The organism is Pedobacter gandavensis (assembly GCF_032678465.1).
Taxonomy (GTDB): domain Bacteria; phylum Bacteroidota; class Bacteroidia; order Sphingobacteriales; family Sphingobacteriaceae; genus Pedobacter; species Pedobacter gandavensis_B.
The window spans coordinates 14082-36792 of the sequence record NZ_JAVTSK010000009.1 but is presented as its reverse complement, the minus strand read 5'-3'; the positions used below and the strand labels follow the sequence as shown (position 1 = coordinate 36792).

Below are 22711 nucleotides of genomic sequence, written 5' to 3'. Positions count from 1 at the left end.
TTATGAAATCTATATATACGCTGCTTCTTTGTTTGTTTTGTTTCTCTGTGCGTGCGCAGCAACTGGAGATTTCTGGTCAGGTTCTACGGAATAAAAAACCAGTGGAAGGCGCAAGTCTGACATTAAAGCCAGGCAGTATGGTGGTAAAAACTGATGCCAATGGGCAGTTTAGTTTTACTGGCCTGAGGACTGGTAGTTATCAGCTGGAAGTTTCTTTCGAAGGACTGAAAAATTTAAAGAAAAGTATCCGTTTAAAAGGAGAGGCGGTAAAATTGAGCCTTGAAATGGAAGCTGGTACCAAGCAGGAAGATTTAAAATCTCAGGAGGCCTCAAAGGCAGAAGAAGAAAAGTCCAGACAACTCCATGTGGTAGACATTACTGCGGTAAATGATCGCGCTGCTGATAAATTGCTGCAAGTGGAGGGAACCGCTATTTATGCCGGGAAGAAAACGGAAGTGATCAACCTGAAAAATATCAATGCCAATCTGGCGACGAATAACGCCCGACAAATCTATGCGCGCATTGCAGGCTTAAACATCTGGGAATATGATGGTGGAGGATTGCAATTGGGAATTGGTGGCCGTGGATTAAATCCGAGCAGAGTTTCCAATTTTAATACCCGACAAAATGGTTACGACATCAGCGCTGATGCATTGGGCTACCCGGAAAGTTATTATACGCCTCCCACTGAAGCCCTGGAAAGGATTGAAATTGTGAGGGGAGCAGCGAGTCTGCAATACGGAACGCAGTTTGGAGGAATGATTAATTTTAAATTGAAAAGAGGGCCGGAAAATAAACCTTTTGAGCTGTTAAGCCGGCAAACCCTTGGGTCATTCGGTTTTCTAAATACTTTCAATAGCATCGGAGGTACTGTTAAAAAACTGAACTATTACGCTTATTATCAACATAAAAAAGGTGACAGCTGGAGACCGAACAGTCATTTTGACCAGAATGGGGCCTATGTGCATCTGGATTATACCTTCAACGACAGACTAAAGCTGACCACTGAGTATACCCATATGGATTATCTGGCACAACAACCTGGTGGTTTAACTGATGCTGAATTCGATAGGGATCCATCCAGTTCCAGCAGAGCCAGAAACTGGTTTAAAGTCAATTGGGATTTGTTGAACTTTACGGTTGATTATAAGCTTTCGGAGCATACGAAACTGAATTGGAGAAATTATCATTTAAGTGCAGGAAGAGAGGCATTGGGAATTTTAACCTATATCAATCGTCCCGATCCGGGAGTTGGAACGCCAAGAGATCTGATGGCCGATAAATATAATAATTATGGCTCTGAGCTTCGGTTACTACACCAGTACAGCTTGATAAAAGATCAAACCAGCACCTTGCTAACGGGAGTCCGCGTGTATAGTGGCCTCACCAAACGTAAACAGGGCGATGCCGATATGGGTTCTGGTGCAGATTTTAATTTTTTAACCGCAGCGCCGAATAAATCGGATTATCGTTTTCCAGGCACCAATGTAGCTGTGTTTGCAGAAAATATCTTCCAGATTACCGATAAATGGAGTGTAACTCCCGGTGCCCGTTTTGAATATATCTCTACTAAAGCCGATGGTTATTACTATAAAATTCAGCGTTTCGTAGAGGATGTACGAATTGATGAGCAAAAGAAAAACAACCGCAGCTTCGTGTTTTTTGGGATAGGCACTTCTTATAAACCTGCAGCAGCTGTTGAAATTTACGCCAATATCTCTCAGAATTATAAATCCATCAATTTTAATGACCTAAGGATTCTGAATGAAAATGCCAGAGTAGATTCTCTATTGAAAGATGAAAAGGGCTATACCGCAGATATGGGGATCCGTGGAAATTTGAAAGAGTGGCTGTATTATGATTTGAGCGTATTTTACCTGAAATATAATGGCAGGATCGGTTCTGTATTTGTGACGGATAACCGGAATATGCTGTATCGACTGAGAACCAATGTTTCAGATAGCAGAAATATTGGTTTTGAAAGTTTGGTAGAGGCTGATTTTATGAAGTTAATTACCCAGGGAACCAGTAAATATAAATTAAGTGCTTACACCAATTTCTCTTTGATTGATGCGCGTTACATCAACACTCAAAATACGGCGATTAAAGATAAAAAGGTGGAGTTTGTGCCACCCATGTTGTTTAAAACCGGACTTTCTTTTGGGGACCAGCGATTTAACTTAAGTCTGCAGTATTCGTATGTAGCCAAACACTATTCAGATGCCACCAATGCTGAACTTACGGAAACTGCGGTAGATGGAGCGATTCCCAGCTACCAGGTGATGGATTTTAGTGCCAGTTACAATTGGAAATGGTTTACGTTGTATGGTAGTGTGAACAATGTGCTGAATGAGAAATACTTTACGCGCAGGGCAGACGGTTATCCTGGGCCGGGGATTTTACCATCCGACCCAAGAGGTTATTACCTGACTTTGCAACTTAAATTGTAATCCGGTAGCGTTGAAGCAATTTCAGTTTAAGGAAATATAGGTTTTAAGTTGCCGCAGGTTTGATGGCAAGCTGATATTTCTCCTCATCAAATTCTTTCTCGCTTTTTGCGATCACGACTACTGCTACTCCATTGCCAATCAGGTTGGTGATGGATCTGGCTTCCGACATAAAACGGTCTACGCCCAATAAGATCGCTACGTTTTCTATAGGCATAATGTTCAGCGAAACCAGTGTAGAGCTGAGTACGATAAATCCGCTGCCGGTTACGCCGGCAGCACCTTTGGATGTCACCATTAAAATACCCATCGCAGTGATCTGCTCCGCCACCCCAAGCTCTATTTTAAAGGCCTGTGTCAGGAAAATCAATGCAATGGAGAGGTAAATCGAAGTACCGTCGAGGTTAAAGGAGTAGCCGGTTGGGATCACCAGGCCGACAACAGATTTAGCGCATCCAAAGCGTTCCATTTTTTGAATCATACTGGGTAAGACAGACTCCGAAGAGGAGGTGCCTAATACCACCAGGATTTCCTGCCTGATGTATTTCAGGTATTGCCAAAGACTGAATTTATAGAGGTAACAGATGAAGTTGAGTACCACGAAAATAAATAAGAAGCAGGTGATGTAAACCACTAACATCACCTTTCCCATAGGAATCAGCGTAGACAGACCGTAGTTGCCAATGGTAAAGGCCATCCCTCCAAAGGCACCAATCGGTGCCAGCTTCATCACGAATTTCATCATATTGAAAATGATTTGAGAGAGGTTTTCAAAAGCGATGATCGTATGTTTTCCGGCTCGTCCCATTTTACTGAGTGCAAAGCCGAAAAGAATGGCAAAGAAGAGGATCTGGAGGATGTCTCCTTTGGCAAAAGATTCGAAAATATTAGGGCTAATGATGTGGCTGAGGAACTCGACCCAGTTTGTGTCTGAAGGTGCAGGACTGGCTTTTGCTGGATTTCCTGGATTGGGCAGGCCTGGTGTAATTGGCCCATGGCCGGCAGCAGGAGCTATGACTGCAGTGGAGGTACTTTTATCCTGTGGTATCACGGGGTTTAAGCCCTCCCCGGGGCGCATCATATTCGCGGTAACCAGTCCGATGAAAATCGCTACTGTGGTAATCAGTTCAAAATAGAGCAATGCTTTTCCACCTACACGCCCAACCTTTTTCATGTCGCCCATTTTGGCGATACCTAGTACGATGGTGAAGAAAATGATGGGGGCAATCAGCATGCTGATCATATTGATGAAGGTCTTGCTGATCAGCCTGGCGGTGTTTGAAAAGGTTGGGAAGAACATCCCTACCAGGATGCCAAAAATAATTGCAATGATCACCTGAAAAGTCAGGTTTCCGGAGATGTTCTTCATCGTTGAGTGGCTGGTTTTTAGTTTGGTTCGGCTTTTAAAAGCTACCGGATCCTGACAATGGATACCGGCAGCTTATTGGAGGTATTGTGGTGGTGGTATTTGTATTTTAGTGACCCAGAGAAATCAGGTTGCTGAACAGCCGGTAAGCGCCAGGAACACCAGCTGGAAGTTGTCTGAACCAGGAAATTCCGGAGTAGACAAAATTTCCTTTTCCATATTTCGCAACCAGGATACTGCTGTTTTTAGGGCTTTCTCCCGGATCGTTGATGGAAATTAATGCTTCATAATTATTGGCCCATTCGCTTGGGAAATATAAACCACGTTCCTGTACCCATCCATCAAAATCTGTATTGGTAATTTTATTTGGCGACTGGAATGCGGCATGTTCAGGAAGTAATACCCTTACTTCTGCGTCTTCAACGGTTACTCGGTCGGTTGATAATTTCATTGGATATGGACCTGGATTGGTTTTTAAGCCGGCATTGGTATTGTATTGGATCAATACATTACCACCATTTTTTACATAATCCATTAAACGGTCATGGTAAAAATTAATACGATCCAGGGTGTTGTAAGCTCTGATTCCTACGATTACGGCATCAAATTTTTCCAGTGTTTCCGGGTTCATATCTGCGTCTTTCAGCATGGTTACATCATAACCGATTTGTTGTAAAGCGCGGGGTACTTCATCGCCTGCTCCTGCCAGATAGCCGATGCGTTTGCCTTTTATGTTCAGGTCTAGTTTAACGGCTTTAGCCGTTGCAACCGGAAAGAGTACCTGTTCAGGGATATGCTGATAATTGATCACACTGATGCCTTTGTTGTAAGTCTTGTCGTCTAACTTCACAATGGCCTGGATTTCTGCGATATCGGAATTGGCAGGAGGCGTTACGCTGAATTTTGCGGTTTGTTCTGCCTTTTCTTTTTCGATTTCAAAAGGGATGGAGGCGGGGCTCACTTTCCAGCCATCCGGCAGTTTTAGTGAAACTTCAGCTTTGATATTTGCCTTTCCTGCCTTCAGGAATACGCTGATTTGTTTAGCCTCCGGACCGTTGAACATGTATACGTTTTCGGCAATATTAGCGAAAACCGGCGGACTCACAGACAGGGGTTGGTACAGTTCACCATATACCAGGTCGTTGTGTTTGTAAACCACAGGAACAGTGTATTTAAACGCTTGTCCGCCGATCGTCAGGTTCACTGCTACTTCCGCAGCCGGAGTATTTTCAGGTAAGCCAACATCCGATTGTTTTAAGATATCGAACATCCCCAGGGTATCTGCTTTTTGCAACCAGTAGGGTTGAGAAAAGGCGAGGTCTGCAGGTACGTTGACCTGTTTTTTATATTTCTGACCAGCAGAATTAGCAATGCTGGTATTGATGGTACTGTCGTTATTTTGATAAGGGAAGCGGATGGATGTCACTTTTACAGCGACCGGTGATCTGTTGATCAGCTCTGTTTGTACCACTAATTTTCCGCCAGGCACTACCGCAAAATTGTCGGCCGTTGCCTCTATATATAAACCTGTAGTATTGCGGATCACTTCCTGAATTTCTTCCAGTTTCTGGCTTTTCCATTGCGTGTCCGGTAGCTTTAGCATTTCTGCTCTGGCGGTCAGGAGCAGGGGTACTACTGCAGATGGATTGGCGGCGTTATAGGTAGCGATGGCTTTGGTAATGGCTTCCTGAACTTTGGCACTGTTTGGGACTCTGGACCAGGTGGTGTTGATGTCTTCGAACAAATCTGTTTTGGCAGCTGGGCCCATGGTGTGCTGGAAATAGTCATAATTGCTGCCGCGGGTTCCGGTAGAGCCGAAGCCCTGGCTTTTGTGCATGCTTCTGCTTTCGGCAGAGATTTCACCATATGATTTACCAATCAGCGGATTGAAAACACCTACATCTATTTTTACCAGGCCTGCAGCAATTTTGTTGAAAGCTTCAGGATCTTTGAAAGCCCAGGAGCTGATGTTCCAGACCAACCTTTTGGCTTGCCATGGTTGTACATATTTCAATTGTTCCGGAAAGCGCTTTGGATCGGCTGCAGCTACAAAGGCATCTTCCGCTAAAATGGAAGAGGCGCTGTGTTGCCCATGTCCGGCGCGGGAATCTTTAGGGAATCTGGTGATGATCACATCAGGTTTAAAATTACGGATCACCCATACCACATCAGCTAGTAGCTTTTCTCTATCCCAGATGCGGAATACTTCTTCCGGATTTTTGGAAAAACCGAAGTCGTTGGCCCGGGTAAAGAATTGGTGGCCACCATCTGTTCTTCTGGCTTGCAGGAGTTCCTGTGTACGGATTACCCCCAGGCGTTCCCGGATTTCCGGTCCGATCAGGTTTTGTCCGCCGTCCCCACGGGTAAGGGAAAGGTAGCCGGTATGGTATAATTTCTGATTGGCCATATAAGCAATCAGGGTAGTGTTTTCGTCATCCGGATGGGCGGCAAGGTAGAGGACATTGCCGAGGATATTTAACCTTTTGAGGTCTTGCAGGATCTTCCCCGATCCAGGTTTTGGGGGTTGTTGTTGTGCTTTAGTCTGAATACTGAAGCATACCAATAGCACAGAAAGGATAAATACCGGTTTAAAGCAGTTCATCTGTTTCATACATTATATTTTTAGTATTTTTAGGATCAGGCCAGCGGGTTTAGGAGCTGACCTGATCAGGGGGTAAAATCTTTGAAAATTAGATTGGATTTTGTGAATAGCTATTGTTGATGTCCAGTTCGCGTTGAGGAATTAAGAACAATAAGCGAGGTGTTTTTCCCTGTGCCTTCATCACTTCTGCTGCTTTACCAAAGCGCAATAAATCCGGCCATCTGTGGTTTTCGAAAGCCAGCTCTACGCGTCTTTCTTTGAGCAGTTTCTCTTCGAAAGTTCCAGGCGTACTGCTGTCGATGCGGTTTAATCCGGCGCGGAAGCGTACTTCATAAATCAGGTCATACGCTTCAGTACCTTCACCTAATGCTTCTGCCAGCATCAATAAGGCATCTGCATAACGCAATACCACGAAATTGTAATCCGCATCACCTTCATTATAGGCGGTGGTTGTCCCGTATTTCAGGATAAACCGTCCGGCATTTAATGGCCCGTTGATGGGGTTCATAGAAATGGCAAAACGCTTGTCGTTGGGCTCATAGGCGGCCTGCATTTCTGCTGTAGGTCTGTTTTTATAGGCTCCGGTGCTTTGGATCATCAATGGGGAGAAGGCATTGGTAAAGGCATTTCCGGTATTTGTACCTCCACCTTTATACTGCACTTCGAAGATCGATTCCACATTGTTTTTGTTGGGAATACCCCAAAGCTTATCATAGGTTGGGACTAAAGAGTAGCCATAGGTTTTTACCCTTCTCAATGGGGCAATGGCAGCGGCTTTATCGCCCATGGTCAAATAGATTTTGCCCATTAAGGTAGCTGCGGCACCTTTGGTAGCTCTACCTACATTAACTCCTGTGTATTTTACTTCGAGGAAGTTTTCAGCTTGTGCAAGGTCGGCTACCAGCTGTTTATAAACTTCTGAAGCCGGTAATTGCGGATAAGATTTACCTTCTTCTACAGTGATTTCTTTCAGCACCAATGGGATTCGTCCGAAGTTTACCGCGAGATTGTAATAAAACAGGGAGCGCAGGAATAGTGCCTCTCCTTTGACTCTGTTCTTCAGCTTTTCGTCCATAGGTACAGGTTCAATTCTACTCAAAACGATGTTACATCTGCTGATACCTACATAACTGTCGAGGTAAGAAGCAGTGACCAGTTCGGCAGTTGCCGCATTTTCATTGAAATTATCAATGGCATTCAGGTCCGCGCCGAGTCCGGTGTTATCGGCTCCACCATCGGTATTGTCGGAGCGCATTTCATTCAGAATCCAGTAGCTTTGGTTATAGGCACCATTCATTTGTAGTGCTTTGTAAGCCGCATTGACGGCAATCACCATGTCGTCACTGGTTCTATAGAAGGCATTTACATTTCGCTGAGAGATCGGGTTGAGATCTGTAAATTCCTTGCCACAAGCGCTGAGCATTCCGGCAGTGATCAGGATATATATAAATTTTTTCATGTTTTCTGGTTTATAGGTTAAAGAACACTACTTAAATGAGGCATTAATACCAAAAGTGAAATTCCTGGATAAGGGATAGGCACCATAATCTTCTCCCTGAACACCACTGGCTGTAGACTGGTTGTTTACTTCCGGGTTGTAGCCGATATAGTCGGTTTTGGTCCATAGATTAGTTCCTGAAGCATAAATCCGGAAAGAAGAGAAATATTTCCCCACCCATTTTTCTGGCAATGTATAGGCAACAGTGACGTTTCTAAGGCGGATGTAAGAAGCATCTTCAACCTGATAAGTGGAAGGTCTGTTGTTAAATCCGTGTAAATCTCCCAGGCGGTCTGCGCGTGGTGTTTTGCCATCTCCAGGTTGTGAAGGGGAAACCCATCTGTTGTTGATCACCGCATAGGAGTTGGTATTGGCTTCGCCATTGGCCAGATGCCTTCTGGTTAGGTTTAATACTTGCGAACCTTCTACACCCTGGATCAGGAAGCTCAGTTCTATTTTTTTATAGCTGAGTCTGTTGGTGATGCCGTAGGTGTAATTCGGCTGGTAATTTCCGATCACTGTACGGTCATTGGCATCAATTACCCCATCTCCGTTTACATCTTTGAACCTGAAATCCCCAGGGGCTGGTTTTGCGGCCAGTTTATCTTTAGGAGCACTATTGATTTCCTCCTGACTTTGGTAAATTCCTTCTACCACATAGCCGTAGTAGCTGCCGATAGGATCGCCAATGCGGGTAATGTGACGGATACCTGCTCCACCGGTGCTTAGGATTGGGTCGCCTGAAGCCCCAAGTTTTAGTACTTTGTTTTTGTTGGTCGAGAAATTCATGTCGGTACTCCAGGAGAAATCTCCAACCAGGTTTTGGGTAGAAAGGGAGGCCTCAAATCCTTTGTTTTCTACTTCTCCCACGTTCATTAAAGGGTTGGAATTTCCATAGCCCACTACTGCGGGTACCTGTACATTCAAGAGTAAGTTGGAAGTTTTCTTGTTGTACCAGTCTAATGATCCAAAGATTCTGTTGTTGAGGAAGCTCATGTCCAAACCGATGTCTATCTGTGTGTTTTTCTCCCAGGTCAGATTTGGATTGCTTGGTGTGGTCGGGGCGATCCCGTTGGTCACCACATTGCCGAATACATAATTGTATGGGCTGAGCAATCCGATGGCGGCATAGTTAGGAATCAGGAAGTTTCCGGTTTTACCCCAGCTTCCGCGGACTTTAAAATCGCTTACCCATTTCAGACTTTTCATAAACGCTTCATCAGACATTCTCCATCCAGCTGAGAAGGAAGGGAAATAACCTACTTTATTGCCTTCACCAAAACGAGAGGCGCGGTCGGAGCGGATGGTCGCAGTTAAGAGGTAGCGGTCTTTAAATGCATAGTTTACTCTGCCGAGGTAGGATACCAGCGACCATTCTTCTTCTGTAGCGGTACCACCGGTCACTTGTCCGCCGCTCACCGTCTGCACCAGGTCGTCCGGGAAGTTCTCGGCCTGTACCTGGGTGTTTCTGATCTTGTCTTTTTGCGCGGTATATCCTGCCAATGCAGAGATGCTATGCACCCCAAAAACTTTATTATAGGTCAGGAGATTTTCAGCCAGCCAATTGGTTTCCAGAGAAGAGTTTGATTGTCCGTAAGGAACGCCTACAGTGGCAGCGCGGTCGATAAATGCTTTTTCTCTATAGTATTTTCGATTGTAGTTGTTGATGTCTGTACCAAACATGAATTTGTATTTCAGTCCATCGAAAAAGGTGTATTCTGCATAAGCATTGGCAAAAGTTCTGAACTGTGAAAGGTCATCATGGATGTATTTCACAACAGCAAGCGGGTTACTGGAAGCTGTCATATTGGTTCCTGTTCCGTTTTCTGTGTTCAGGTGACTTTGGTTATTGGATTGGTTGATCATACCGTTAGGAAGGTAAGGACTCACTGTTGGGGAGTGTACCAAAGCCGTGTAGACTGCTCCCGGAGGATCTGCAAAATATGGTGCACTGGTAGAACCTTTGGCCTGATCGGTAAATGAAGGGTTGATAATCGCACCGATACGCAGGTTTTTTACCGGATCAGATTCGATATTGATGCGGAAGGAATAACGTTTAAATCCGGTTTTATCGATGATTCCACCTTGATTGAAGTAGTTTCCGGAGATGTAATAACCTAGCTTTTCCGCACCTCCTGAAAGGGATAGGTTGTAAGACTGGATGGAAGAATTTTTGAACAATACATCCTGCCAGTCGGTATCTACACCAGTTGGATTGATAAAATCGGTAGGCAGGTAATAGCTGGTATTGGTACTTCTGGTGTACCTTACTGAATTCGGATCGCTGGCACTGGCATTTGGGAAATCCTGTAGGTAGGCATTGTTTTTTGCTTCGATGACGTATCTGCTCAGCTCAGCGGAATTCATCAGGTCCACTTTATTGGCCAGTGTTTGCAGACCAACATAGGAGTCGAAATTTACGGAAGTAGTTCCATCTCTTTTCCCTTTTTTAGTGGTGATAATGATGACCCCGTTAGAGCCTCTGGAACCATAGATTGCAGCGGCTGCAGCATCTTTCAGGACTTCTACCGATTGAATATCTCCCGGACTGATCGTTCCCAGTGGATTTGCCGGAGCAGGGCGGAAGGCAACTGTTCTTTTAGAGACATCTCCCTGAGTGGAGGATTCAACGTTTTTAGAAATCGGGAAACCATCTACTACATAAAGCGGCTCATTTCCGGCGGAGATAGACCCCACACCACGTACACGAATGGTAGTTGCCGCACCTGGTTCTCCACTTGGCTCTTGTACCTGAACCCCTGCGATTTGTCCTTGGATGGCATTCTCGAAACTGGTTACGGGGATATCTTTAATGTTTTTCGCGCTGATGGAAGCGATAGATCCCGTCAGGTTTCTCTTTTGTTGGGTACCATAACCTACACCAACGACTACAATCTCATCCAGTTTCTGCTGGTCTGGCATTAAATCTACATTGATGACCGAAGAAGAACCAATGTTGACCTCTTTAGTCACGTAGCTGATGTAAGAGAATACGAGGGTGCCTTTTTCAGGTACGCGGATGCTGTACTTACCATTGGGATTGGTACTGGTACTGATGTTTTTTCCTTTCAGTTTGATAGAGACGCCAGGCAGTACTTCTCCATTGCTGGCATCAGCTACAGTACCGGTAATGGTGATTTCTCTATAGATTTCGGTTAAGTTATTGCCGTTTTCCGTTGTGGCCGTTTCGGTACTGCCTTTTTCCTTTGGGCGGTTCTGATTTGATTCTGTGGTTGTTTTAGGTGTTTTGAAACTGATCACATAAAACTGCTCACTGATCTTTTTATAATTGATGTTTACGGGGCTGAGCATATTGGTTAATGCGGTCTCAATATGCTCATTCCGTTGTTTCTCTGAGATTTGAACCAATACGTTTTCGGCAAGTTTGCTATCGAACATGATGGATACTTTATAAGTTTTTTCAAGTCCTTTCAGGGCATCTTTGAGCGGCATTAACTGACGCATGGCCTCTGAGGCAGCAGTAGTGCTTTCAGGCACAAAGGCAAAGGATTGCACACGACTAAATACCATCGATGCGCTGCCGATCAGGAGGATCAGCAGCAAGTGTAGAGTTTTTACCATGGTTTGGTTGGTTTAGTGGATAAATGTTTTTTGTTTTAGGGGGCATTCGTAACAATAAGCGTATCTCCTTTTTTAATGAAATTGATGTTAAATGTTGCCGACAGGGCCTGTATCAGGATGTCGATGTTGGTAGTTGGTGCAGAGCCGGATAGATTCATGGCCAGCATTTTTGGATCTTCTACTTCGATTTCCAGACCATAGGTGTTGTGTAGTGTATTCAGTACTTCTCTCAATGGTGTTTTGTCGAACACCAGTCGGTCGGTTTTCCATGACGAATAAATAGTAGGATCTACGATCTTCCTGGTATAAGATTTTTTTGTGCTTTGGTATTCTACCAGGTCGCCAGGTTTCATTTGAACCACGCGTTCCTCCTGGCCTGAAAGCGCTTCCATATGGAAGTCGATTTTTCCGGAATTTAAGACCACGCGAGTATCATGATTTCTGGTATTGATGTTAAATTCTGTACCGAGTACTTCTACCGACAACCTATCAGGCATTCTGACAAAGAAGCGTTGGTTGGACTGGGTGTGTTTTATGGAGAAATAAGCTTCTCCATCCACTTTTACTTCTCTGTCTCCATCCTTGGGCCAGTTTTTACGATAGCTCAGCTGACTATTTCCATTCAACATGACAACAGAACTGTCCGGCAGTTGAACCCTTAATGTTTGTCCATATTTTGTGAAATACTGGACTTCTGCAGGTTGTTCTTTTAGAAACCAAAGGCCGATGGTACTCATCAGGATCAGCATTGCTGCAGCAGCGATGATCTTTTTGTTCAACCAGGGTTTCAGTTTTCTTACCGGTGTTTTTTCTGGATCATTGAGCATGGGTGCTAGCTTTTCCCATGCTGCATCGATTCTTTCCAGGTCGTTTTTGTAGATTTTCTTAGTCATTTGTGTGGGGGATGATTTTCTTGTGGTTTTGTTTTATGCTAAGACGTTGGTGATTCTCTTTTGTACTGTATTATTTTCATTTTTTTGATAATTCTGATTTTCCTGCTTTTTGTGGTTCTTCATTGCGTAGCCAGTATAACAGGTAAGGGACATTGTAAGCATGTGTCCAGCCGAACACGCGAAGTCCGTTTCTGACATCCCATTCCGCATATTCCTTTTCCGGGTCTTGTGGGAAATGGCTTACTTTAAGCAAGGTTTCAGCGAGTTGTTTTTGTGTGGCATTGTTGTCGAACTTAACCTGAGTAGGATCGGTTTTGAGCACTTCTGCACGTTCCAGGGCTTTATCCAGATAGCTTTTATCTTTGGTGAACTCGTATCCGATGAGTAAGCTGTGGATGGAGGAGAGGTAAGATTCCATGAAGTAGGCGATGGGTTCATTGTCTCTCACCGAACGGGCGTGTTTTAAGAGTGCTTGTTTTACCTTTTGATCGCCAGTGATCTGGTAATATTTTCCTAATCCCTGTGAGGCATAAACCTGCGAATAGCCGTAACGGTCGATCACCAGACTGTTGTTCTGCTCTGTCCCATTTTGTAGGTCGAGCATGTGTTTAATGCGGTCTTTAAGGTCGGCAAGATAAATTTCATCTTTTGTAGCATCATATACTTCGGTCATGTTCCATACGGAAAGGTAAAGGCGGCGTCCCATCAGATCATGGTCGCCCCAAATGCGTTTAACATAAGTATCTGCGGTTTGACGGGCGATTTCGAGTCCGCGGTGGTCTGCAGTCAGAAAGTAATCTGCCAACCAGCCTTGCACCCATACATGCGCACTCAGTACCGCCGACCAATGTTGGTCGCCATGTCTTTTGCCGATTCCCAGATAAGGTGTGGTATTGTCTGGCGCTTCTTTGCTCTGCAAATAGTCCAATACCGGGTTGGTATCGCCATGGTATACCGGTTTTTTAGGCCAATGAATATTGTCGACGTCCATGGTATGTCTGCTCATGGCTTGTGCCACGTTGTAAAATGCCGGATCACCGGTTCTCATAAACTGCATCCATAACATATAATCCTGAGCAGGTTCATTGTTGGCCCACATTTCCCATTTGTTGTTGATGTAGTAATTTTTAAAATCGCCATATTCAAACATTCCATACCATGGTGCCCAGTTTTGATTGAAGAACATCCAGTCGAATTTATAGTCCATTCCGCGTTCAAATTCCGCATGCGTGGTATTGTGAGGAGACATATTGCCAAAGACCTTTGATTGTGTATAAACCTCCGGAGCGGCGTGTGCTACAGCTGGATCCAGGAAATAATTCATGGATTTTTGAATATTGGCTGTGTTGACATCTGCCTGATGAAAGTAGTAGACCAATTCGCTGGTTTTGGCCAATCCTTGTGCGAAATTCCCTAAAATTCCATCATCAGGCGCATTGGTGTCTCTTGCAAAGCTCATTGGTCCTGCTTGTGGCGACCATAAATAGGCGGTAGCCAATTGTTGATCTGCGATGATATTGAGTTCCTTCGGATATTCTTCAAAGAAGTGTTTGATACCGATGGCAATACCCCATTTTTTATCGCTGATATCCATCCAGCCACTGGCTTTGGCCATTTTTAACTGTTCTTTGTTATCTGTGGTTAAGCTGGCGGAAAACCCTTCAATCCTTTTGATATCGGTAGATTCCGGGACTGGCGCAACTTTATTTGGTTTAGGGCCTGTCTGGAATAAAGAGGATTGTTTTACTCCATTTCCGGAGAACTCATAGACCTTTTCTACCGGATTTTCCCACCATTTTCCTTCTTTGTAACCCACCTTACAGGAGATGGTACCATTGAGTTTATAGTTCAACGAGAAACCTGTTCCGGAAATCTGGTCGTTTGGCTTAGACCAACCTTTGTCGTTACTCTCTTCTTCGGAAAGGATGTCTTTGCTTTGTGTCGTAATCCTGGCATGTTCACCTTTTTTGATTTCATGTTGATCGGGAACACCCGTGTAGATGAAGGTGTGGAGGACTTTAACATAGGACTTACCTGCATAGACGTGGATTCTTAGTGTAAAGGGAGCTGAATTGTTGTCTTTTCTGTTGTAGCGGTATTCTCCTTCGAGTCTGATGATGCCATGGAGTGGACCTGAGCCTTTTTCAATGACACTTCGGGTGATGATGGCTTTAGATTTATCGATTCCTTCCTGATCGAGGAGATCGAGAAAGGAACCTCTGTCTTTTGCACCTTCTGCGATGACATCGCTGGCATTAAAGCCATTTTTATCGGTATCTAGTTGTACCGTCTCAAAGAAACCGCCATTGTCTTTTTTGATTTTGAAATTCAATGGGCCGGTGCTGACTTCCGTATAGGCACCCATAGGTTGCACATTTCTGATCAGGACACGGTCGCCTTTAAAAGGTTCTCTTTTGACGTCTTTACCATATTCTAAGGTATAGTTGTTACTGGCATCTGTAAAGAAAAATACCCAGATCCATTTGATGCTGTTGTTGGCGGGCATCCAATTGTTGACTTCTGTGATCTGGGATGGAATTTCTTTTCCTTGTTTGTTGAGCAGACGAACCTGGTCTGGAGAATAGAGTGCCCCTATTGGAATGGGAATACCCAGGGTGATGGGTGCACCTTCTACATGTTTTTCGACTTTTAAAGGGAGGCGTTCTGCTGCAATTGTACTCGAACTGAGGAGGAGGAGCAAGGAGAAAGAAAGGAGGGTTTGGCTTATCTTTTTCATTGGATACTTTTGTTTTTAATGGTGATGAAGCTATAATAAGCGGTGATGACGCCATCATTTATTGAATCATCCAGGCCTGTAATGTTCAGCTGATGATGGTTTCACCTGTAGGTTGTTTTCTTGTAAGACGGGGCAGTTTGATTTTTGTACTCAGTTATTTACAAGAATTTGCGGGAAGGGATTTGAGTTGATGTTGTCCTGCGTTGTGGATTGATCTCATTCGATGAGTAATCCATCGATCATATTTTATTTTGTAAAATAATCTACAACAAGGCGGTTTCTTTCAGAGATGCCTGGAAGAAAAGTTAATCTGATAGAAGATCGTAGTAAGGAGTTTTGATGGAATTTTAAGCGTTAAAATACAAGGCGGCTGCGCCAAGAATGGCAATGTTTTCTTTTTCTGAGGGAACGATTTTAATGTTTCTAATGACTGGTTGATAAGGGAAGTCTTGAAGATTTGCCCATAGCGATTCCTTGAAAAAAGGGAAGGCTTTACTTACTGATCCCCCCATAACAATCATATCCGGATCTACGGCATAGAGTATGGTTTTGATCAGCCAGCTCAGGTGTTTGCCATATTCCTGAAAGACCTTTAATGCCTGGCGATCCCCTGTTGCTGCTCTTTGGTACATTTCTTCACCGGAGCTTTGGTGAAAACGTTTAAAGAAATTACCACTGCAGTAATATTCATAATTATGATGTAGGTAAGGGATCATTCCGAATTCTCCTGCGCCACAATTGCGGCCTTCATAGAGTTTACCATCGCAGTAGATTCCTCCGGCAACTCCTGTGCCGAGGATTAAACCGATCAGACTTTGTTTTTCTTTACCTAGTCCGTAATGCCATTCTCCGGCAGCAAAGCAGTTGGCATCATTGTTCATGAAAACCGGAATTTTGAAATGGTCTTCCAGGATGGATTTTAGTGGAACTGCTTTCCAGGAAGGGATATTCTGTACATCGTAAACAATACCTTCTTTGACATCGAGGATGCCTGGAACACCAATTCCTATGGCGGTTACTTTGGGATTCATTACCCTGCTGATCGACTTGATGACCTGTCCAACGACTGATAATTCATTATTTTTGGATTGGATCATATCGCTATCCATTTTAACAATTTCTTGTCCATATACCAATCCGGAGCGCACATTTGTGCCACCAAGATCTACGCCAATTAGCATTTTATTCATCCGTTACGAGTTTTTGATGAGGTACTACTTTCTTTCTTTTAAGGGCAATAGTTTCATTTTGTACTAATGGTCTGGCCCAAAAGCCAAGACTCAGTATGTAGCTGAGCATCACAAATATAAAAATCATTCCTGTTTTTAAAGAGCTTAAATCCCCGATCCATCCGATAATTAAAGGGATGACGGCGCCACCACAAATTCCGGTGATGAGAATGCCTGATAAAGCACCATGGTGCTTGTCCATGGAGTTCAGTGCCAGTGAGATAATGATTGACCACATTACTGAAGCAAAGAATCCGATCATCGGAAAGGCCCAGATTGCGATACCCGCAGAACCAAACAGTGCCAATGCCAGACTGACGATGGCTGCGGCGGTAAATAATACCAGTACTTTTTTACTGTCCATGAATTTTAGCAGCAATAAACCGAGGAGCGTACCAATGGTGAGCATTCCCCAGAACCAGGACACTGCTGTGGCACCACCGGTTTTGGGATCTATATTGTGGTAGGTATGTAGAAATTCGGACATCCAGTTGGCTACTCCCTGTTCCAGTCCTACGTAACAAAAAATGGCGAGGAAATACAAACCTACTGTTGGATTTTTAAGGAGCGCAATATTGGTTTCCATGCCACCGACTTTTTCATCACCTTTGAGTTCTACTTTCGGTATTTTGATGCTGGCAATGACGATCACCATTAAAAGGGACACGATGGCAAAAATCCAGTAAAGAGAAATCCAGGGTAGTGCTGCGGGGACGATAGACTCAAAAAAGGAAATGACCGGACTGCTATCGCCTTCCGGCTTTCCAATATTCAATACGAGATAGGAATAAACGAGTGGACTTAAAAAAGAGGCGAGGCCAAAAAAGAATTGGGCGAGTACAGAGTTGAAGGCAAAATGTTCTTCTCCTCCAGCCACGCGAAGCAAGGGGTTGATGGCTACCTGCAACATGGCCATACCTGCACCAATGAAGAATAGCGAGGACATGTAACTGAAATAGCCAGGGCTGAATACAAAGAGCATAGCACCGAGAAAGGAAAGGAAAAAAGCTGCAGCCATGACTTTTTTTTCACCATATTTTTCTACCAGAATTCCTGAAGGAATAGACATGACCCCATAGGCAATGAAAAAGGCAAAGGGGAGGAGGGCAACGGTAGTCAGGCTTAAAGAAAAGCTTCTGATAATATCTGGAACGAGGGGGCCGATGATATTGGTTAGAAAGGAGATGACAAAGAATGTTAATAAAATGAGGCCGAGTACAAAGTAGTTTCTTTTCATTGGTTCATCAGGTTATGAATCTATAGACGACCTATGCCTGATTTTGTACTATATCTTTTTGAAAATATTTACAAAAGGCTATCCAGACCTGGAAGCGATGTTTTTCCGGAGTACTTTTATTCCTTCGTGCACGCAGTTACGGATGGCCTGATATTTTATGGGAAGGATTTCTGCGATTTGTTTATAGGAAAGTCCTTCAAAATAATGCAGTAGCATGACTTGTCGCTGTCTTTTAGTGAGGTGTTTTAAGGCCTGGTGTAAATGCTGGCTGCTCTCCTGTTGATCCTGATTTTGAATCATGGATTCTTCAATGCTGCTTTCCTCCAGAGGATGGTTGAGTTCTGCCAGGTTGATTACCCGTCTTGATTTTTTGATGGCTTCAAATAACATCCGGATATAGGCCCGGTAGAGGTAGCTTTTTAGGGAGGCTACTTCTCCAAGGTTTTCCCTGTTCTTCCAGAGCTTTAGGAACAAATCCTGGAGGCAATCCTCAGCCAGATCCTCATCGGCAGAGGTTTTTACGCCGTATTTGTAAAGGAGCATATAGTACTTGTAATAGATCGCTTTGAACGCGTCTTTATCACCAGATTTAAAGCTGTCCCAAAGCCTCGATTCAGAAAATTTATCATGCATACCCCTATGTTTACAAGAATTGAACTAAACGAAAGAAATGTTAATGTATTAATAATTTATTGTAAGTTCCTAAGAGGAAATGAAAATACCCATAACGGTTATCATTTGATAACGAGTGGTTTATCGGTCGGTTTTTTAGGCGGAATTGCGTTTCTTTTGGTTAAAAACGCGGAAATTAATTTGTTTTTTATTAGAAGATGCTGAATGGAAAAAAATGTTGAATTGTAATAGTGATTTTACCCAAACTGCTTAAAGTCGGGCTGGGATTTATTTTTTTTGATTGTTATGGAATGCAAAAAACCTCTGACTATTTTACATTCAGAGGTTTTTTACCGGTATGGAATAGTACTAATATAAATTTCCCATTAACGGATCGGTAAAGCTTTCTTTTGCATGTTCGGCATGGCCGGCAAACTGTTGACTAAAGACCTGGTTTTTATCTGTGGTAAGTGTGAAATCATACCAGCTATGACTGGATTTTAAGTCGATAGGAATAAAGATCTCTTCCTGGCTTTTGTTTAAAACCGCATTGATTGTTGGTTTTTTATAACTATTGTCTTTGATTTTAATTTTGATCGGATTGCCTTTGACCAATCTTCTGATGTGTAGCAGGACATTTCCGTTAGGTTTGCTACCATCTTTTCCAGCTTGATATCTTAATGCAATTTCGATTTCGGGATCGTTGGTATTACCGGTATATCTGCGGTAGAAACCATTTGAACTGTATACTTTTAAGTCGTAGGTCCCTCCAGGGAAAGTGTCTAAAGGCCATTCGTAACCGATGGTATCTCCTGCATCTACCGTAAAATCCCAGTTTTTATCTCCGGAATAAACGATAAATCCAGCACCTTTTGCTTTGTCTCCGAAGAACTTATTTCCGGCAGTAAATTTCAGTGTTATTGCTTTATTAGCAGGTGCTGATGCAGCATGTGCATACAGTTCGTAGGGAATCGCATTTGCGGGTTTAATCCCTGATTCCTGTTGTGGCAGGTTCGGGTTGTTTTTTGGATTTTTCAGAATGCCAGCAATGGCTGCCTTGTCCAGATTTTTATAGCCATCCGGCAGTTTAGCAAATTTAGCTTTGTGGATTCCTTCCAGAAAAGGCACCCTTTCTACTGTTTTTGGGACTGGAATATTTTCGCCGTTATAAGGTCTGAAAACTGAGCTGAGATCGCCACACAAGCTTCTTCGCCAGGAGCTGATATTGTCTTCATGAATTTTCTGACCGGTTTTATGCGATAAGAAGTGTTCAAGAAACTGAATCGAGGAAGTATGGTCAAAGGTTTGTGAGTTCACATAGCCCCCTCTGGACCATGGTGAAACCACGACCATTGGTACGCGGAAACCTAGTCCTACCGCACTTTCTCTATCGCTATTCTTGCCTTTGTAAATATACTCTGCACTGCTGTCTAATGATTTTGATATTTTTCCTGTAGATGGATCTGTAGGATTTGGAGCTACAAATGGCGGTAAATGATCAAAATAGCCATCATTTTCATCATAGGTCAGTATAAAGATGGTTTTTTTCCATACTTCCGGATTTTTGGTGAGGATGTCTATTGCTTCTGATAAATACCATGCGCCATACCAGGGGGCACCGGGATGATCGGAGAAATTACATGGAGCGACCAGCCAGGAAACGGTTGGCAACTGACCATTGTCTACGTCTTTCCGGAACTGATATAAAACATCACCTTTCGGGATTTTAGCTGTTCTTTCGGTTCCATTATCGTTATAGGTATGGCTTTCCAGGCTATGGAAATCCGGATCATTTCTATTGGTAACAAAGGCTCTTTTGTGCAGTTCCTGTTGTTCAGGACTTAGTTTTTCCAGTGGGTTAAGTTCCAGGAATTCGATTTCTTTGCTGACAAAATCCAGCTTTTTCTGCAGCTTGGCATCGGCTTTTTCTTTCAGTTTGTCTTCCAGTTGACTTTTGGTTTTGCGCAGGTAAACCAGGTGTTCCGGATGTCTTTTTACATGATATTGTTTGAAAAACTCCATGTCATTATCGGTGAAGTTGGCCAGCCAGCTTTCTTCTTCATCTTCCAGGTCTACACCTACGCTCAGTTCATTCTGGTATATTTTCCAATCTACGCCATGTTTTGATAGGCGTTCCGGAAAAGTACTCCAGGAAAGGCGTTCAGAACCGTCGATATAACCATTGGAATGGTGTGCGGTAGAAGTTGCATTTTGTTCTTCCCTGATTTTTCCGGTCCAGAAAAAGCAGCGGTTTGGACTTGTTCCGGTAAGAATAGAGCAAAAATTATGGTCGCATACTGTGAAGGCATCTGCCAACGAATAGTAGAAGGGGATGTCTTCGCGGTTGTAATAGCCCATGGTTAAAGGCATATCTGCATATTCCTTGTTTCCTGATTTTTTTGCTTCCAGCCATCCATCGTAATTCCCATTGTTACGGGCATCAACCTGATTTTCCCAGGAATGGGGTAGGGCGCTCATCCAGGTGGCTTTGGTATCTTTAATGTTTAAACGGAAAGGGGCATAAGTTTCTCCCTTTTTATTGCTTTGCAACCATACGGGGTATTGGTTAGGGAGTGTGATGGCTCTGGGATTGTTAAATCCTCTCACTCCTTTTAAAGTGCCAAAGGCATGGTCAAATGACCTGTTTTCCTGCATCAGGAAGACCACATGCGCAGCATCCAGATAGCTGCTTCCTATGGCAGGGTTTATGGCCATTGCTCTTTGTATAGCAGTGGGTAACATTCCTGCCATACCCAGCGCACCGGTTAGTAAAGTGGCTTTTTTTATAAAATCTCTTCTGCTTTCCATTGAGTTCAGTTGTGTGTTTTTTGAAAAAGATTGATCCGCCTAAACTAAACAATCCTTTTAAAATTGTGATGGATGTGAGGTTAATTTTACCTACCAGGCTGAGGAGAGATTTTTGCCATTGATTAGAAATTACGTTATTAAATGTATCTTATGGGGAAATTTTATTATTAAACTTCAGCTTAAAAAGGTGTTTATGCAAGTGTTGGGGAAGCTTTTGTGAAATTTTTATATTAAAAGATATCGGTTAAATGAAGAAACGAGTTGTAATTGCAGCATTGCTGGTTTGTGCTTTTTCCAAATTAAAGGCACAAGATCATGGAGTTCATCAGCAATCTACGGTCTATGAATGGCCGCAGGATCCCCTGGTGAAGCAAAAATTGGATCAATGGCAGGATCAGAAGTTTGGAATGATTGTTCATTGGGGCTTGTATGCGGTTCCAGGCATAATAGAATCCTGGTCTATCTGTTCTGAAGACTGGATTGATAGAGATAGCACGAAGACTTATGATGATTACAAAAAATGGTATTGGAACCTGAGTAAAAGTTTTAATCCGGTAAACTTCAACCCTGAGCAATGGGCTAGTGCTGGAAAGCATGCTGGTATGAAATACCTGGTTTTTACGACGAAGCATCATGATGGTTTTGCCATGTTTGATACCAGTGAATCTGATTTTAGCATAGCCAAGGGGCCATTTGCTGGGAACCCAAAAGCAGATGTTGCAAAGTATGTTTTTGATGCATTTAGAAAAGAAGGTTTTATGATTGGTGCATATTTTTCTAAACCAGACTGGCATTCGGAGAACTATTGGTGGTCTAGATACGCTACTGCAGACCGCAATAACAATTATGACATCAGGAAGCACCCATCGCGATGGAATAAGTATAAATCATTTACCTATAATCAGCTCGAGGAATTGATGACGAAGTACGGTACCGTGGATATTTTGTGGTTGGATGGCGGCTGGGTAAGACCTTTGGAAACGGTGAATGAAGAAGTACTTTCCTGGGGTGCCAACATTCCGAAATGGAGCCAGGATATTGATATGCCTAAGATCGCCAGTATGGCAAGAAAGGCGCAGCCAGGTTTATTGATGGTAGACAGGACGGTACACGGTCCTTATGAGAACTACCAGACACCGGAGCAAAAAATCCCTGATACGCAATTGAATTATCCCTGGGAAAGCTGTATGACTTTAGGTGGGGCATGGGGTTTTGTAAATAATGATCAATATAAATCCGCAGATGTGGTGTTGCATAAGTTGGTGGAAATTGTGGCTAAGGGTGGTAGTTTATTGCTGGGCATCGGACCGAAATCAGATGGTACATTGCCAGAGGAAGTACTGAATAGATTGAATACGATTGGGAACTGGACTGCCAAAAATGGAAAGGCCATTTTTAACACCAGGATTACTAAAAATTACCATAGCAGAACAACCTGGTTTACCCAGAGTAAGGATGGAAAACAACGATATGCGATTTATTGTAAAAAAACCGGCGATGAACTTCCTGGTACCATTAGCTGGACGGGTAATGCCCCGAAAAAAGGTACACCAGTGAGGATGCTATCCAATGGTAAAAGACTGAAATGGAAGCTGATAAATGGGACCACTACAATAATGCTTCCCCGGGGACTTAGCAATCATGAACCTGCTTTATCTTTTGAGTTTATTCCGGCAGATGAATAAACCGGTGTTAAGTAT

General features: G+C 43.4%; 12 protein-coding genes. 2 read left to right on the top strand and 10 right to left on the bottom strand.

Annotated features, from left to right (window positions below):
- Positions 1-2: 2 nt before the first annotated feature.
- Positions 3-2450 (top strand): TonB-dependent receptor domain-containing protein, encoded by a 2448-nt coding sequence (locus R2Q94_RS16325; RefSeq protein ID WP_316822535.1) that lies wholly within the window; start codon positions 3-5, stop codon positions 2448-2450.
- Positions 2451-2493: 43 nt separating this feature from the next.
- Here the strand turns inward: R2Q94_RS16325 and dctA are convergent, their stop codons facing one another.
- The 10 genes from dctA to R2Q94_RS16275 form a co-directional block, all read right to left on the bottom strand.
- Positions 2494-3816 carry a C4-dicarboxylate transporter DctA gene (gene dctA, locus R2Q94_RS16320; protein WP_316822534.1) on the bottom strand — a complete coding sequence of 441 codons (1323 nt, stop codon included), beginning with the start codon at positions 3814-3816 and terminating at the stop codon, positions 2494-2496.
- Between the two features lie 106 nt (positions 3817-3922).
- Positions 3923-6424, bottom strand: coding sequence for a PIG-L family deacetylase (locus tag R2Q94_RS16315; protein ID WP_316822533.1), 2502 nt, complete (start codon positions 6422-6424; stop codon positions 3923-3925).
- Positions 6425-6503: 79 nt separating this feature from the next.
- Positions 6504-7874 carry a RagB/SusD family nutrient uptake outer membrane protein gene (locus R2Q94_RS16310; protein ID WP_316822532.1) on the bottom strand — a complete coding sequence of 457 codons (1371 nt, stop codon included), beginning with the start codon at positions 7872-7874 and terminating at the stop codon, positions 6504-6506.
- A gap of 27 nt (positions 7875-7901) precedes the next feature.
- The gene (locus R2Q94_RS16305) at positions 7902-11495 is read right to left on the bottom strand and encodes a TonB-dependent receptor (RefSeq protein ID WP_316822531.1); all 3594 of its coding nucleotides are present in this window, start codon (positions 11493-11495) and stop codon (positions 7902-7904) included.
- Between the two features lie 35 nt (positions 11496-11530).
- Positions 11531-12388, bottom strand: coding sequence for a FecR family protein (locus R2Q94_RS16300; protein WP_316822530.1), 858 nt, complete (start codon positions 12386-12388; stop codon positions 11531-11533).
- A gap of 76 nt (positions 12389-12464) precedes the next feature.
- Positions 12465-15125 (bottom strand): hypothetical protein, encoded by a 2661-nt coding sequence (locus R2Q94_RS16295; RefSeq protein WP_316822529.1) that lies wholly within the window; start codon positions 15123-15125, stop codon positions 12465-12467.
- 347 nt (positions 15126-15472) lie between these two features.
- The gene (locus R2Q94_RS16290; RefSeq protein ID WP_316822528.1) at positions 15473-16315 is read right to left on the bottom strand and encodes an ROK family protein; all 843 of its coding nucleotides are present in this window, start codon (positions 16313-16315) and stop codon (positions 15473-15475) included.
- Entirely contained in the window at positions 16308-17591 is a 1284-nt protein-coding gene (locus R2Q94_RS16285) for an MFS transporter (RefSeq protein WP_316822527.1), read from the bottom strand. Before R2Q94_RS16285 ends, R2Q94_RS16290 begins: the two co-directional genes overlap by 8 nt.
- A gap of 78 nt (positions 17592-17669) precedes the next feature.
- Complete coding sequence (locus tag R2Q94_RS16280; protein WP_316822526.1) at positions 17670-18224, bottom strand: RNA polymerase sigma factor; 555 nt, start codon at positions 18222-18224, stop codon at positions 17670-17672.
- 348 nt (positions 18225-18572) lie between these two features.
- The gene (locus R2Q94_RS16275; RefSeq protein ID WP_316822525.1) at positions 18573-21011 is read right to left on the bottom strand and encodes a phosphocholine-specific phospholipase C; all 2439 of its coding nucleotides are present in this window, start codon (positions 21009-21011) and stop codon (positions 18573-18575) included.
- Positions 21012-21259: 248 nt separating this feature from the next.
- On the opposite strand from R2Q94_RS16275, the gene R2Q94_RS16270 reads away from it, so the two are divergent.
- Positions 21260-22696, top strand: a complete 1437-nt coding sequence (locus R2Q94_RS16270; protein ID WP_316822524.1) for an alpha-L-fucosidase — start codon at positions 21260-21262, stop codon at positions 22694-22696.
- Positions 22697-22711: the final 15 nt, after the last annotated feature.

Bases quoted from the DNA above. Each gene is read 5' to 3' on its own strand.
- R2Q94_RS16325 (WP_316822535.1), top strand. From the start codon at position 3: ATGAAATCTATATATACGCTGCTTCTTTGTTTGTTTTGTTTCTCTGTG.
- dctA (WP_316822534.1), bottom strand. From the start codon at position 3,816: ATGAAGAACATCTCCGGAAACCTGACTTTTCAGGTGATCATTGCAATT.
- R2Q94_RS16315 (WP_316822533.1), bottom strand. From the start codon at position 6,424: ATGAAACAGATGAACTGCTTTAAACCGGTATTTATCCTTTCTGTGCTA.
- R2Q94_RS16310 (WP_316822532.1), bottom strand. From the start codon at position 7,874: ATGAAAAAATTTATATATATCCTGATCACTGCCGGAATGCTCAGCGCT.
- R2Q94_RS16305 (WP_316822531.1), bottom strand. From the start codon at position 11,495: ATGGTAAAAACTCTACACTTGCTGCTGATCCTCCTGATCGGCAGCGCA.
- R2Q94_RS16300 (WP_316822530.1), bottom strand. From the start codon at position 12,388: ATGACTAAGAAAATCTACAAAAACGACCTGGAAAGAATCGATGCAGCA.
- R2Q94_RS16295 (WP_316822529.1), bottom strand. From the start codon at position 15,125: ATGAAAAAGATAAGCCAAACCCTCCTTTCTTTCTCCTTGCTCCTCCTC.
- R2Q94_RS16290 (WP_316822528.1), bottom strand. From the start codon at position 16,315: ATGAATAAAATGCTAATTGGCGTAGATCTTGGTGGCACAAATGTGCGC.
- R2Q94_RS16285 (WP_316822527.1), bottom strand. From the start codon at position 17,591: ATGAAAAGAAACTACTTTGTACTCGGCCTCATTTTATTAACATTCTTT.
- R2Q94_RS16280 (WP_316822526.1), bottom strand. From the start codon at position 18,224: ATGCATGATAAATTTTCTGAATCGAGGCTTTGGGACAGCTTTAAATCT.
- R2Q94_RS16275 (WP_316822525.1), bottom strand. From the start codon at position 21,011: ATGGAAAGCAGAAGAGATTTTATAAAAAAAGCCACTTTACTAACCGGT.
- R2Q94_RS16270 (WP_316822524.1), top strand. From the start codon at position 21,260: ATGAAGAAACGAGTTGTAATTGCAGCATTGCTGGTTTGTGCTTTTTCC.